This window comes from Cupriavidus sp. 05N40 (genome assembly GCF_056397305.1).
In genome coordinates, this window is record NZ_JBFTND010000030.1 from 43,765 (window position 1) to 57,722 (window position 13,958).

The 13,958-nt window shown below is 67.0% G+C and carries 14 protein-coding genes; all 14 read right to left on the reverse strand.

Annotated elements, in window-relative coordinates; all coding sequences use genetic code 11:
* Positions 1–2: 2 nt before the first annotated feature.
* Positions 3–1,145, reverse strand: a complete 1,143-nt coding sequence (locus AC1DO7_RS09485) for a CaiB/BaiF CoA transferase family protein (RefSeq protein ID WP_441613535.1) — start codon at positions 1,143–1,145, stop codon at positions 3–5.
* 47 nt (positions 1,146–1,192) lie between these two features.
* The gene (locus AC1DO7_RS09490) at positions 1,193–2,164 is read right to left on the reverse strand and encodes a Bug family tripartite tricarboxylate transporter substrate binding protein (RefSeq protein WP_441613536.1); all 972 of its coding nucleotides are present in this window, start codon (positions 2,162–2,164) and stop codon (positions 1,193–1,195) included.
* Positions 2,165–2,241: 77 nt separating this feature from the next.
* Positions 2,242–3,024 carry a crotonase/enoyl-CoA hydratase family protein gene (locus AC1DO7_RS09495; RefSeq protein WP_441613537.1) on the reverse strand — a complete coding sequence of 261 codons (783 nt, stop codon included), beginning with the start codon at positions 3,022–3,024 and terminating at the stop codon, positions 2,242–2,244.
* A gap of 167 nt (positions 3,025–3,191) precedes the next feature.
* The gene (locus AC1DO7_RS09500) at positions 3,192–3,932 is read right to left on the reverse strand and encodes an IclR family transcriptional regulator (protein ID WP_441613538.1); all 741 of its coding nucleotides are present in this window, start codon (positions 3,930–3,932) and stop codon (positions 3,192–3,194) included.
* 77 nt (positions 3,933–4,009) lie between these two features.
* On the reverse strand, positions 4,010–5,176 hold the full coding sequence (locus AC1DO7_RS09505) for a CaiB/BaiF CoA transferase family protein (RefSeq protein ID WP_441613578.1): 1,167 nt from the start codon (positions 5,174–5,176) through the stop codon (positions 4,010–4,012).
* 77 nt (positions 5,177–5,253) lie between these two features.
* Positions 5,254–6,420 carry an acyl-CoA dehydrogenase family protein gene (locus AC1DO7_RS09510; RefSeq protein ID WP_441613539.1) on the reverse strand — a complete coding sequence of 389 codons (1,167 nt, stop codon included), beginning with the start codon at positions 6,418–6,420 and terminating at the stop codon, positions 5,254–5,256.
* Between the two features lie 37 nt (positions 6,421–6,457).
* Positions 6,458–7,228 (reverse strand): citryl-CoA lyase, encoded by a 771-nt coding sequence (locus AC1DO7_RS09515; protein ID WP_441613540.1) that lies wholly within the window; start codon positions 7,226–7,228, stop codon positions 6,458–6,460.
* Positions 7,215–9,365, reverse strand: coding sequence for an acetate--CoA ligase family protein (locus tag AC1DO7_RS09520; protein WP_441613541.1), 2,151 nt, complete (start codon positions 9,363–9,365; stop codon positions 7,215–7,217). Before AC1DO7_RS09520 ends, AC1DO7_RS09515 begins: the two co-directional genes overlap by 14 nt.
* Positions 9,362–9,862, reverse strand: a complete 501-nt coding sequence (locus AC1DO7_RS09525; RefSeq protein ID WP_441643426.1) for a MaoC family dehydratase — start codon at positions 9,860–9,862, stop codon at positions 9,362–9,364. Before AC1DO7_RS09525 ends, AC1DO7_RS09520 begins: the two co-directional genes overlap by 4 nt.
* Positions 9,863–9,896: 34 nt before the next feature.
* Positions 9,897–11,060: an acyl-CoA dehydrogenase family protein gene (locus AC1DO7_RS09530; RefSeq protein ID WP_477116037.1), complete on the reverse strand. Its 1,164-nt coding sequence runs from the start codon at positions 11,058–11,060 to the stop codon at positions 9,897–9,899.
* Positions 11,053–11,802 carry an SDR family NAD(P)-dependent oxidoreductase gene (locus AC1DO7_RS09535; RefSeq protein ID WP_441613544.1) on the reverse strand — a complete coding sequence of 250 codons (750 nt, stop codon included), beginning with the start codon at positions 11,800–11,802 and terminating at the stop codon, positions 11,053–11,055. Before AC1DO7_RS09535 ends, AC1DO7_RS09530 begins: the two co-directional genes overlap by 8 nt.
* Positions 11,803–11,827: 25 nt before the next feature.
* Complete coding sequence (locus tag AC1DO7_RS09540) at positions 11,828–12,568, reverse strand: IclR family transcriptional regulator (RefSeq protein ID WP_441613545.1); 741 nt, start codon at positions 12,566–12,568, stop codon at positions 11,828–11,830.
* Positions 12,569–12,998: 430 nt separating this feature from the next.
* Positions 12,999–13,709: a nitroreductase gene (locus AC1DO7_RS09545; protein WP_441613546.1), complete on the reverse strand. Its 711-nt coding sequence runs from the start codon at positions 13,707–13,709 to the stop codon at positions 12,999–13,001.
* Positions 13,710–13,712: 3 nt separating this feature from the next.
* Positions 13,713–13,958: 4-hydroxylaminobenzoate lyase (locus AC1DO7_RS09550; protein ID WP_477116038.1), on the reverse strand; the 246-nt coding region annotated here is incomplete at its 5' end.

The following is a 13,958-nucleotide window of genomic DNA, read 5'->3' on the forward strand; positions in this document are numbered from 1 at the left end:
GCTCAGGTGCCGGTGGCGAGCGCCTGCACCTGTTCGATCGCTGCCGGCGGCAGCCAGCCGGCCAGCACTTCATCGTAGCGGCGCGCATCCGGCGCGCGCGGGGCCGTGGGCGGGGCGCTCGGCGTGCGGCTGAAGCGCGGCGCCGGGGCGGGCTGGGCAATGCCATCCACCTCGACGAAGGTCTCGCGCGCCTTCAGGTGGGCGTGCTGCGGCGCTTCGGTGAAATCGAGCACGGGCGCGAAGCAGGCATCGGTCCCCTCCAGCATCTGGCACCACTCGTCCCGCGTGCGGGTCCCGAACACCGCGGCCAGCCGTTCGCGCGCGGCTTCCCAGCCGTGCGCATCGAGTTGCTCGCCCAGGCTGGCGGGGTCGATGCCGATGCGTTCGAGCAAGTCGCGGTAGAAGCGCGCCTCGATCGGCCCGACCGAGATCCAGCGCCCGTCCTTGCAGCGGTAGACGTTGTAGTAGTGCGCGCCGGAATCGAGCACATTGGTGCCGCGCGCCTGTTGCCACTGGCCGGCGGCGGTCATGCCATAGAAGACGGTTCCCAGCGCCGCGGTGCCATCGACGATGGCGGCATCGACCACCTGTCCCTGTCCCGACTTGCCGGCTTCGATCAGCGCCGCCAGCACGCCCGTGACCAGGAACATCGCGCCGCCGGCGAAGTCGCCGAGATAGGCCGGCGGAATCGCGGGCGCCTGGCCACGCCCGCCGATGGCGTTCAGGGCGCCCGTCAGCGAGATGTAGTTGATGTCATGGCCGGCGGTGTGCGCCAGCGGGCCGGTCTGGCCCCATCCGGTGACGCGGCCGTAGACCAGGCGCGGATTGCGCGCCAGGCAGTCCGCCGGTCCCAGGCCGAGGCGTTCCGTGACGCCGGGGCGGAAGCCTTCGATCAGCGCGTCGGCTTTCTCCGCCAGGTCCAGCACGATGGCGACGGCCTGCGGATCCTTCAGGTCGAGCGCGATCGACTTGCGGTTGCGCAGCATCAGGTCGAAGCGACGCTCGCGCTTGACGCCGAGGTCGGCGTCGCCGGGGCGCTCGATGCGCAGCACCTCGGCGCCCATGTCGGCCAGCAGCATGCCCGCCATGGGGCCGGGGCCGATGCCGGCCAGTTCGATGATCTTCATGCCTGCGAGAGGGCCCATCGTGTTCCTTTTGCGGTAGTTGTGTTGCGGCTGGCGCCCAGGGAGTCTCACTCCACCGGAATCCCGGCGGTCTTGACGATCTCGCGGGTGCGCTGGATTTCCGCCAGCTGGAACTGCCTGAGTTGCTGCGGCCCGCCGGAGTACACGCTGCCGCCAAGGTTCTCGATGAATTTCACGCTGTCGCGCTGCTGCATGGTTTCGCGAACGGCATCGGAGAGCGCCTTGACGATCTTCTCGGGCACCTTGGCCGGTGCAAAGACGCCGGTCCAGGCAAATACCTCGAAACCCGGTGCGCCGCTTTCGGCGACGGTGGGCACCTGCGGCAGCTCCTTCAGGCGCTGCGTGTCAGTGACGGCCAGCGCACGGAGGCGGCCACCGCGGATCAGCGGCAGCACCGCGCTGATCTCGCCGATCGAATAGTCGACGTTGCCGGCGGCGACGTCCGTCATGGCCGGTGCGGTGCCCTTGTAGGTGATCGGATTGCCCTTCATGCGGAAGCGCTCATGGAAGAGCTCCACGGCAACCTGGTAGCCCGCGCTGCCGCTGGCATAGTTGAGCTTGCCAGGCGCCTTGCGAGCCGCTTCCACAAGGTTGTCGAGCGTCTTGTAGGGCGAGTTGGCCGGCACCACGACCACCATGGCAAAGCGCGCGATACGTTCGACCGCGACGAAATCCTTGACCGGGTCATAGGGCAGGGTCCTGAACACAGCCACATTGGTCACCATCGACGAATTGCTGCCAACGAACAGGGTGTAGCCATCCGGTGCGGCCTCGGCCACCGCGCGCGCGCCGATGAAGCTGTTGGCGCCAGGGCGGTTCTCTACCACGAAGGGCTGCTTGAACTTCTCGCCCAGGTGCTGCGAAATGAAGCGTGCCGTGGTGTCCGCGCCGCTGCCCGGCGGCAGCGAGACGATGACCTTCACGGGATGGGTCGGGAAGTCGGACTGCGCGGTGGCCGGCATCACGGTCAGCGCCAGCGATGTCGCGACCAGGCACCGCTTCAGAGTGGGAAATGCCATGTTGTCTCCTTGGAAGTTATCTTCCCGGCGGCGTATTGCCTGCCGGTGACCGGTCCCCGGGGGCGGGGGGCTGCCTGTCAGGCGCGCCGCTGCAGGAAAGCGTCCAGCGCGGCTTCGTGTTCGGCCGTGTGATGCGCCAGGGCCTGGAAGCCAGCCGACATCTCCAGGATGGTGTCCATCCGTGCGTGGATGGATTCGCGCAGCAGGCGCTTGGTCATGCGCAGCGCATGGCCGGAGTTGCGGGCGATGCGCTGGGCCAGTTCCATCGCGGTCTGCACTAGCGCATCGGCCGGCACCACCTGCGAGACGAGCCCCCAGTCCAGTGCCTGGCGGGCGTCAATGGTGTCGCCGGTAAAGGCCAGCTCGCAAGCGCGCGACATGCCGATCACACGAGGCAGCAGCCAGGCGCCACCATCGCCGGGAATGAGCCCCAGCTTGACGAAGGTGGCCGCGAACACCGCCTGCTGCGAAGCAATGCGGATATCGCAGAGGCAGGCAAGATCATTGCCCGCGCCAAGGGCCGGTCCGTTGACGGCCGCGATGATCGGCACCTCCAGGCCGGCCAGCGCCAGCGGCACGCGCTGGATGCCGTCGCGGTAGGCCTGGCGGGAGCGGATGGGCTCGCCCAGTCCGCTGCCCATCTTGTCGCGCAGGGTCTTGAGATTGCCGCCGGAAGAAAACGCCGGGCCCGCGCCGGTCAGGATCGCGGCGCGGACAGACATGTCCCGATTGAGCGTCTCGCACATCTCCACCACGGCCTGTACGGCATCGTCGTCCGAAATCGCATTGCGCGTTTCCGGGCGGTTCATGGTGATCAGTGCAACGGCGCCTTCGCGCTTGAGGTCCAGGAAGCTGTTCATAGGAGGATCGAATAAAAATGTCTGGGATCGTTCCTGCCGGAGYGACGCGCTCCGCAAGGGGGTTCCATTCGATGCTACGGACAGCGGGGCGATGTGAAAAATACTTTCGGTATGTCGCGCAATACACCGCCTGTATCGCGTCAGGGTGCCGTGGCGTCGGAAGACGGCTATGCGTTCTCCATCAATGCATCGCGCACCTCCATCAGCGCGGCCAGATAGGCATCGTGGTTTTTCTTCATGCGATCCGCCGGGCCTGCCAGCGAGATGCCCGCCGGTTGCCCGCCCAGCAGGCCGGTCACCGCCAGCCCATAGACGCCCTCGCTGCCTTCCTCGCGCGCTTCATGCCAGCCGCGCCTGGCGCCGCGGGCAACCTGCGCCATCAGCGTGTCGATGTCGACAACGGTGTGCTCGGTCAGCGGGCGCAGGTTGCTGTTGGCCAGCATGGCGCGCGCTTCCTCGGGCGGGAGCAGGCTCAGCAGCCCCTTGCCCAGCGCGGACGCATGCAGCGCGGCCCGCGAACCGACTTCGATGATGTAGCGCAGCGGCTGCCGGCTGGGCTGGACGGCAACGACCTTGACCGCCGCGGTGTCGAGCACGCCGAAGTAGACGCTTTCGTTGGTCTTCCCGCCCACCTGTTCCACGGCCTCCTGGGCAACGGTGCTGAGCGGATCGTTCTCGGCGATCTGGCGCGCGACGTCGAACAGGCGTCCGCTCGGATAGAAGCGCCGGCTGCGCGTCGTGCGCATCAGGTAGCCGAGCGAGTGCAGCGTATGCAGCAGGTCCGACGTGCTGCTTTCCGGCAAGGACAGCAGGCGCGCCATGTCCGAATTGGACAACTCGCGCCGCTCGCGCGCGAAGACTTCGAAGACAGCCATGGCACGGCCGGCGGCTGGGATCAGGGTAGGCATGGATAGGGAGGCTGGAGTTCGGGTATCGACAGTACTATACGAAATTTCGTAAGGCGTCGGAAGCCTACCACGCCGCGCTATCGCACCACGCCCCCCTGGCGCAAGCGATGGATCTCTTCTTCGGCATATCCGGCCGAACCCAGCACCTCGTCGGTATGCTCGCCCAGCAGCGGTGCCCGCCGGCGCACCGCGCCCGGGGTCTCGCTCAGCTTGATCGGCACGCCGGCGATCTTCACCGGGGTGGCCGAGCCGGGCTGTTCGACCTCCACCAGCATCTCCCGCACCGCGTAGTGCGGGTCGGCGAAGATCTCGGCCGAGTTGTAGACCGGTCCGAAGGGCACTTTTCCGCCCAGCGCGGCCGCGATTTCCGCCTTGCTGCGCACCGCGGTAAAGGCCTCGATCGCGTCGATGACCTGCTGCTGGCGCTGCACGCGCGCGGCATTCGTTGCGAAGGCGTCGTCGGTGGCCATGTCGGGACGGCCGATGGCGATGGCCAGCTTCTGCCAGAAGGTGTCGGTGGCGCAGGCGACCGATACATGGCCGTCGGCGGCGCGGAACAGGCCGAACGGGCACAGCAGCGGATGGCGGTTGCCTTCCGGCGCCGGCACCGCGCCGGTATAGGACGCCTGGTAGACGATGCGCTCGCACATGGCCAGCACGGCATCGGTCATCGCCACGTCGACGAACTGGCCCTGGCCGGTTTCGCGGGCCCGGCTGACGGCCGCCAGGATGCCGATGCACAGCATCAGCGCCGGCACGGTATCGCCCACGCCGGGGCCGATCTTGGTCGGCGTGTCGCGGTCCGGGCCGGTGATGCCCATCATCCCGCCCATGGCCTGCGAAACCACGTCATACGCCGGCCATTGGGCATAGGGGCTGGCGCCGCTGCGCGGATCGCCGAAGCCGCGCACGGTGCCGTAGACCAGGCGCGGGTTGGTCCGGCGCAGGCTTTCGTAGGAAAGGCCGAGGCGTTCCATCACGCCGGTGCGGAAGTTTTCCACCACCACGTCGGCTTCGTCGATCAGCCGGAGCAGGATCTCGCGCCCGCTGTCGGTCTTCAGGTCCAGCGCAATCGAGCGCTTGTTGCGGTTGACGCTCTGGAAATAGCCGCCGAAGTCACGCAGCGTATCGTCGGCGCAGAAAGGGCCGGTCACGCGCGTGCCGTCGCCGGTCATGGCCTCGACCTTGATCACGTCGGCGCCGTGGTCGGCCAGGATCTGGGTACAGAAAGGCCCCGCCAGCATCTGCGTGAGATCGATCACGCGCAGGCCGGCAAGGGCACCCGCGGAGTTGGCTTGTATTGGCACGAAGGGCTCCCGGGTCAGGTGGCGAGCTTGCCCAGCATGGCATCGGAGATGATGCGCATCTGGATCTCGGAGGTGCCTTCGAAGATCTTGGTCAGGCGCGCGTCGCGCCAGTAGCGCTCCGCCGCGAAGTGCGTGGTGTAGCCCGCGCCGCCGTGGACCTGCAGGCCCTCGCTGGTGACGCGCTCGCACATCTCGCTGGCGAACAGCTTGACCATCGACGCTTCCGTGTCCGCGCGCTCGCCCTCGTCGATCTTCTCGCACACAGCGTAGAGCAGGGCGCGCGCGGCTTCGACCTGCGTGGCCATGTCGGCCAGCTTGAAGCGGATGGCCTGGAAACTGGCGATGGGGTTGCCGAACTGCGCGCGGTCCTGCGCGTACCGGACCGCATCTTCCAGGCTGCCCTGCGCCAGGCCGATGGAGCGCGCGGCGGTATGGGCACGGGCCGTCTCCAGGCCGGCGGTGGCGAGGTAGAAGGCCTTGCCTTGCTCGCCCACCATCTTGGCATGCGGCACGCGGCAGCCGTCGAAGGCCAGTTCCCACGTCGTCCAGCCGTGGTAGCCGATCTTGGGGATGATGCTGCCCTTGACGTTCTCCGGCAGCGCGCCGCGCGGCTTTTCCACCATGAAGGCAGAGAGGCCCTTGTGGCGCGCCTTCGGGTCCATGACCGGGTCGGTGCGGCAGATCACGAGGATGAAGTCGGCTTCGTCGGCAAAGGTGCACCAGTACTTGCTGCCGGTGATGACCCAGTCGTCGCCGTCGCGCACCGCGCGGCAGGTGATATTGGCGATGTCGGAGCCGGCGTTGGGCTCGGACAGCGAGAATGCGCCCAGGAACTCGCCGCGCGCCATGCGCGGCAGGTACTCGGCCTTCTTCTGCGGCGACAGCCCCTTCAGCGCGCCGATCAGCCCATTGCCACGCGCGATCAGGCTGCCCACGCTCATCCAGCCGCGCGACAGCTGCTCGGCCACCAGGCAGTACTCGTAGGCGCCCAGCCCCAGGCCGCCGTATTCTTCGGGAATCAGGATGCCGAAGTAGCCAAGCTCGGCCATCTCGTCGATCAGTTCGCGCGGGATCTGGCCCTTTTCGGGGTCCAGCTTGTTGGCGATGGGCAGCACGCGCTCCATCGTGAACTGGCGCGCGGCGTCCTGGATCATGCGCCGCTCTTCGGTCAGTTTCTGCATCGTCTCTTCCTTTGCTTGCGACGGCCGGGGCCGCTGCTCAGGGCAGCACGTTGCGCGGGTCGTCTTTCAGGACGAGCTGCCACGCCTCGCGTGCCATCGGTTGTGTCTTCTCTTCGAGCACATGGGCCAGCAGGCCGGCCGAGCGGCCCACCAGCGCCAGGCCGCGCGCGATCAGCGGATCCAGCCCCATCGCCGCCACGATCGCGCCGATCGCGCCCACTACGTTCATCGGCAGCTTGCGGTGCTGCTCCTTCACCAGCACGTCGACGATGGCTTCCATCAGGCGCCAGTGCCGGCCGTAGTAGCCGTGCTCGCGCGACAGCTCGCGCAGCGCGGGCACGCGCGGGTCGCCATCRACATGGATGGGGTGGCCGACGCCGAAGATCTGCTGGCGGCGCTCCTTGTGGAGGCGGACCAGCGCGCGGGCGGCTTCGCGCACTTGCTCGTCCGGGGCATCGTCCGCCAGCGCGCTGGCGCCTTCGTTGAGCATCTCGGCCGCGTTCTGCATGGGGCCGAGGAACACGCTGCCCGCGCCGAGCAGGCCCGTGGCCACCGCACCCTGCAGGGCTTCCGGCGCGCCAATGTAGGTGAGGCGGGCCGACAGCGAGCTGGGGGTGATGCCATGGTCGGCCGTGGTCACCAGCAGTGCATTGACCATGACCTTCTCGCGCGGCGACGGCAGGCGCGACAGCGTGGTGAAGAAGATCATGTCGACAAAGTCGAACTTGCCGATGATCTCGGTCGCGAGGTTCAGGCCGCGCACCATGATGGTGTCGGTGGTGGTGTAGCCGATTTCAGTCTTTACCATGGGGAGGCTCCGTGCCTTGATATGAGAGAACGGCATCCAGCGCGGCCACTCCCTCGCCTTGCGGGCGCACCGCAAGGGGATTGATTTCCAGTTCTTCGATCTTGTCGGCATGCGCGGCGACAAAGTCCGAGAGCTTGACCAGCATGCCGACCAGCGCGTCGATGTCGCAGGCCGGCTGGCCGCGATAGCCCTTGAGCAGTTCGTGGCAGCGGGTCTCGCTGATCATCTCGCGCGCCGAGTCCGGCGTGAGCGGCAGCAGGCGCCGGCTGACATCCTTGAACAGTTCGATGCTGACGCCACCGAGGCCGAAGGTGCAGACGTGGCCGAACACCGGGTCCCGGTGGATGCCGACCACGGCTTCGACGAACGGGGCGGGCAGCATCGGCTCCACCAGCACGCCCTCGATCCGCGCGGTGCCACTGGCCCGCGCGCCGTTGGCGTGGATCTCCTCGTAGGCCGCCATCGCCGCGCTTTCGGAGGCGATGCCAAGCCGCACGCCGCCGATGTCCGTCTTGTGCGTGATGTCCGCGCTGACGATCTTCATCACCGCCTTGCCGTTGCCGACATCGCGGAAGGCGCTGGCCGCCTCGGCAGCAGTGCGCGCCACCACGCCACGGGGCGTCGGAATGCCGGCCCGTTCCAGCAGTGCCTTGGTCACCGCTTCGGACAGGTTGGCCGTGGCGGCCGTGGCGCCGGCAGCGCTTGCGCTGCCCAGCGGCTGCCATGCGCGCTCGAAGCGGGCTTTCCAGCGGCCGTAGTGAATGAAGCGCTGGATGGCGAGCACGGCGTTGCCGACTGCGCGCATCGGCATCAGGCCGCCGTCGATCATCTTGCGATGGCCTTCTCCGGTGCGGTCGCTCATCCACACCGGCACGATCGGCGTGTCCGGTTGCTCCAGCTGCACGCGCACCATGCTGTCGGCCAGCATGGCCGTGGTCTTGCCGTACTCCACCGGGATCGGCACCAGCACCAGGTCGGTGTTGGGATCGGCGGCGGTGGCCTTGAGCGTGGCGTAGCTGACCTCGGTATTGACGAGCACTTCGGCGGTCACGTCCACCGGGTTGCTGAAGGCGGCGAAGCCGGGCAGGGCGGCGCGCAGTGCCTCGGTGGTCGCCGGCGCGAACTCCGACAGCTTCAGCCCGGCCAGTCCCACCATGTCGGAAGCCAGCGCCGCGGTGCCGCCGGAGAAGCTGTACACGGCCAGCTGTTCCTTGCCGGAGGGCTTGCGCCGCGCCAGCAGCGAGGCCACGTCGATCAGCTCGTCGATGTCGTCCACTTCGATGATGCCGAGCTGGCTGAACACCGCGCTGTTGATCTCCGCCGAGCCGGCAATCGCGGCGGTGTGCGACTGCGCCGCCTTGGCGCCGTATTCCGACTTGCCGACCTTGATCGCGACGATGGGCTTGCCGCACCGCGCGGCATGCAACGCTGCGGCCATGAAGCGCGGGCCGTTGCGCACGCCTTCCAGCGTGGTGACGATCACCTCGATGTCCGGCGCTTCGGCCATGTAGTGGATGTAGTCGCTGACCTCCAGGTCCACCTCGTTGCCACCGGAGCACCACAAGCCCACGCCCACGCCGCGGTCCATCGCCTGGATGAACGAGCGGCCGAGGCCGCCGCCCTGCGTGGCGACGCCGATCGGGCCGGGGCGGCGGTCGATGCGCCATGCCGGCGAGAAGGTCAGGCCCAGCCGCGCGTTCATGTTGTTCAGGCCCGGGCAGTTGGGGCCGTAGATGCGCATGCCGGTGCTGGCCACGATCTCGCGCATCTCGGCTTCCACCGCGCGGCCGTCTTCGCCGGTTTCGCCGAAGCCGGAAGTGAAGACGATGGCGAACTTGACGCCGAGCCTGCCGCAATCGCGCAGGGTCTGGATGACCATGTCGGCGCGCACGGCCAGGATGGCCAGGTCGGGCGCTTCCTTGAGGTCATTGACCGAGGCCACGCATGGCCTGCCGTGGATTTCGGCGCGGCCCGGGTTGACCAGATGCAGGTCACCCGTAAACTCGGAGAAGGTGGTCAGGTTCTCCAGCGTCCGGCCGCCGATGCTGTCCGGCTTCTCGGAAGCGCCGACCAGCACGATCGAGCGCGGATTGACCAGCCGCGAGAGGTCGCTGAACCAGATCGGCTGGCTGCTCATTGGGCCTCTCCCGGCGTGCGGCGCTTGAACAGGCACGTGGCTGCCATCTCCGCCACCACTTCGCCGCGCTGGTTGATGCCCTTGCGCAGGAAGGCGATGATGCCGCGGTCGGGGCGGCTGGTGGTCTTCTGCTCGACCACTTCGATTTCCACGCGGATGGTATCGCCGATGAATGTGGGCTTGGGGAACTTGAGGCGGTTTTCCAGCACGCTGAACAGCGAACCTTCAAAGAACTGGTTCGGAATCGAACGCGAGGTCAGGCCGGCCATGAAGGCGGCCACCAGCATGCCGTGGGCAATGCGCTGGCCGAAGATGGTGCCCTTGGCGTATTCGGCATCGACGTGCACCTTGTTGAAATCGCCGGTCAGCGCGGCGAAGGCGGCGACGTCGGCTTCGGTGATGGTGCGCGACGAGGTGCTGTACTGCATGCCCGGTACCAGGTCTTCCCAGTAGAGCGTGGTATTGGCGATCTGCTCGAGGATGGCAGGCTGCGTCATGTCTTGTGTCTCCGTATTTGGGTGGGGGCCAGGGTCAGGTCAGTGCGCTGATGCCCAGGATTTCGCGGCCGATGATCAGGGTCTGGATTTCGGTAGTGCCTTCCGGGATCATGCCGCCGCGCGTGTCGCGGAAGATGCGCTCGATCGGGTAGCCGGTGGCGTAGCCCATGCCGCCATGTACCTGCAACGCCAGATTGGCGACTTCGAACGCGGCCTCGGTGGCGTACAGCTTGGCGATCGAGCATTCCGTGCGCGACGTACCGTTCTGCATCGAGCGCGCGGCGCGGTAGCCCAGCGCCCGCGCGGCCTGCGTGCGCATGGTCATGTCCACGATGTGCTTCTGCACCAGCTGGAAGCCGCCGATCTGGCGCCCGAACTGCTTGCGCTGCAGCGCGTAGTCGATCGACAGGTCCAGCGCGCATTGCGCCGCGCCCACCGCCCCCATGGCCACGTTCAGGCGCCCGAAGTTCAAGCCGATCAGGATCTGGCGCAGGCCCTGGCCTTCCTTGCCCAGCAGGTTGGCGGCCGGGATCTCCGCGTTCTCGAAGGTGAAGGCCGCGGTGCCGGTGCTGCGCGTGAACATGGTCTCCACCGGCGTGGCGCTGTACGGCGTCACGTCGCGCTCCACCAGGAACAGCGACAGCTCGCCGTTGCAGGTATCGCTGAACGTGCGCGCCACCACGATGCCGAAGTCGGCGAACATGCCGTTGGTGATCCACAGCTTGCTGCCGTTGAGCACATAGTGGTCGCCGCGCTTGTCGGCCCGGGTCTTGATCTCGGCCACGTTGGAGCCAACGTCCGGCTCGGAGATCGACACGAAGGTCTTGCGCTCGTTGCGCAGCAGCGGGCGCATGAAGCATTCCTTCYGCGCCTCGGTGCCATAGGCATTGATGATGCCCGCGACGATATTCAGCGTGTTGAGGATGATGCGCAGGGACAGCCAGCAGTAGCCGGCTTCCTCCATCATCACCGCCCAGGTCGGGTAGTCGAGGTCCAGGCCGCCGTCGGCCTCTTTCATGTAACCACCGAAGTAGCCGAAGTCGGCGAGGCCGGTGATTGCTTCCTGCGGGAAGCGCCGCTCCTTCTCCGCCTGGTCGATGCGCGGCGAGATGTGTTCCTTCAGGTAGCGGCGGATGTTCTCGCGCAGCAGGCGCTGGCTGTCGTCCAGGCCGTCGATGTCGACATTGGGATCAACCATAGCGGCCTCCGGTCACGAACAGGGTGGTGCCCGTGATGTAGCGGGCATGCTCCGACGCCATGAAGGCCACCGCGCCGGCGATATCGCTGGTCTGGCCCGGAAAGGTCACGGCGTTCTTGGCCATCACGTTGGCCAGGATGGTGTCGTAGTTGGGCAGGCTCTTGATGTACTCGGTCTCGATGTAGCCCGGGGCGATGGCATTGACCGTCACGCCCTTGCGCGCCTGTTCCAGCGACAGCGCCCGGGTGAAGCCGATGATGCCCGCCTTGGCGGTGGAGTAGTTGGCCTGCCCGGGATTGCCGAACATCGCGCGCGAGCTGATATTGATGATCCGGCCCCAGCCCTTCTCATGCATGAAGGGCAGCGCCGCGCGACAGGTGTGGAACGCGCCCTTGAGCGTGACGTCCAGCACCAGGTCCCAGTCCGATTCTTCCATCTTGAGAATGGTGCGGTCCTTGACCAGGCCGGCGTTGTTGACCAGCACGTCGATGCTGCCGAAGGCTTCCTTGCCGGCGCCGATCATGTTGCGCACCTGGTCTTCCTGGCGCACGTCGCACTGCACGGCAATGGCCTTCCCGCCAGCGAGCCCGATCCCGCCGGCGGTCTCGCGCGCAGCATCCAGGTCCAGGTCCGTGATCACCACGGCCATGCCTTCCTTCGCAAGCATTCGGGCGGTTTCCGCGCCGATGCCGCGTGCCGAGCCGGTGACAACCGCCACGCGACCTTTCAATCCGAGGTCCATGTCTTCTCCTTAGGGGGGTGTGGATTCAATGGTCGGCCAGCAGGGAATCGCGCACTTCGCGCAGGGCCGCCAAATAGGATTCGTGGTGCTTTTCGATACGTTCGGCGGGCCCCGCCACCGAGATGGCGACCGGCCGCTCGCCCAGCCGGGCCGCAACGGCCAGCGCGGTAACGCCTTCGGTGCCTTCGTCATGCGCTTCGTACCAGCCTTGGTCGCGGCCGCGCGTCAGTTGCGCCATCAGCTGGTCGAGGTCCACCACCGTGCTTGCGGTCACGGCCGGCCGCTTGGCGGCTTGCAGCCGTGCGCGGGCATCATCGTCGGTGAGCTGGCCCAGCATGGCCTTGCCCAGTGCAGACGCATGCAGCGCGACGCGCTCGCCAACGTCAAGGATGTAGCGCAGCGGCAGGGGACTCTGTGCCACGGCGACGACGCGCACGGCCTGCGGTTCGAGTACGCCGAAGAAGGCGCTCTCGCTGGTGGCGTGGGACAGCCGCAGTACCGCTGCCTGCGCGCGCTGCGTCAGCGGATCGTGTTCCGCGATCTGGCGCGCAGTCTCGAACAGGCGGCCGGTCGGATAGAAGCGACGCGTGCGCGTGGTCCGCATCAGGTAGCCGAGTGAATGCAGGGTGTGCAACAGGTCCGAGCAACTGCTGTCGGCAACAGCCAGCAGCTTCGCTATCTCGGAATTGGACAAGTCCCGTCTTTCTCGCGCAAAGACTTCGAACACGGCCATGGCGCGGCTTGCCGCGGGAATCTGGACTGGCATATCTGCTCCGAAATATCGAATATGATTACGATATACGGGACAAATGTACGACCCATCGGCGACGTGCGCAAGTCGTTTTTCGAGGGGGCAGAGGATGCTACGATATTTTGTAGGAAAGATGGCCGAGCCGGCAGCCCTCAAAATGAGGACGAATGGGCATATCTGACGCGCATATGCCTCTCCATGTGCGCGACAGGCGGGGGGCGCCGGCGGTCTTGCCGGGCAATCGTCCTGCGGGCATGGGAAGCCGCGTGCGAAAAGCTGGGTGCTCGTAAGGGTGCACGGGTGGCGACACAGCGCTGCCCGGGCGCCGCATCAGGCTATGGGCCGCCGCCGGCAGGCGTGCCGGGCGGCCCCAAGTGCCAGGAGCCTGCCACTGCATGCGCGCAGGCTGCCGCTTCCGTACCGATGGAATGGAACTGCGGGAAGGTCAGGCCGGAAACCCGAAGAGCCGCGCGAAGTCCTGCACGTGCTCCCGTGGCATCCTTGTTTGATTCACCTTGGCTTGCGGGTCTCCGTATCCCATGGACATGCCGAAGGCGGTCACTTCCTCCGGTGGCATGTGCAGATGCGCCGCGATCACGTCATGGAACGGCGCGAAGGAAACCTGCGGGCATGTGTCGATGCCACGCGCTTTCGCGGCGATCATCAGGTTCTGCGCGAACAGGCCGATGTCGATCCAGCTGTGCGGCTTCAATCTGCGGTCGATGCTGAAGATGAGACCCACCGGCGCGCCGAAGAATGAGAAGTTCTGCTCGGTCTGGCGCATGCGCGCCGCGGTGTCGCTGCGATCGATCCCGAGCGAAGCGTAGTAGCGCGCGCCGAAATCGGCCAGTCTCGCGCGGAACACGTCCGGCAACGGCTCAGGGAAGTGGGCGGGCGCGGGTGCGGTCCCGGCGCGGGAGGCGGCGACCAGGGCGCTGGCCAGTTCATCCTTGACCGCGCCGCTGACCACATACACCCGCCAGGGCTGGATATTGGCCCCGCTCGGGGCGGTCGCTGCCTCCTCCAGGATCTCCTGCATGAGTTCCCGGCGAAGCGGCTCAGGCCTGAAGGCGCGAACCGAGCGGCGAGACGTTACGACGGTGGCGACGCATCGCGCGACGGCCTCCTGGGACCATTCCATTGCTGTCTGTACCATGGACTACTCCTGCGGCACGTCGTGGTAGGAAATCCGGCCGGAGGGCAGGAAGAACAGCGCGATCACGGCGCCACCCTTCGCTTCCGGATAGTGGTGACTGCCCGGCGCCGGGGCGGTCCAGCCTCCGGAACACCAGCCATTCGGCCCGTTCAGGGCGGCACCGGGATCCAGCGGAACGACCATGTTGAACTCGCCATAGGGATGACCGTGGTATTGCCCTCTGAACCGATGGTCGGGGTGCCCTTGCTG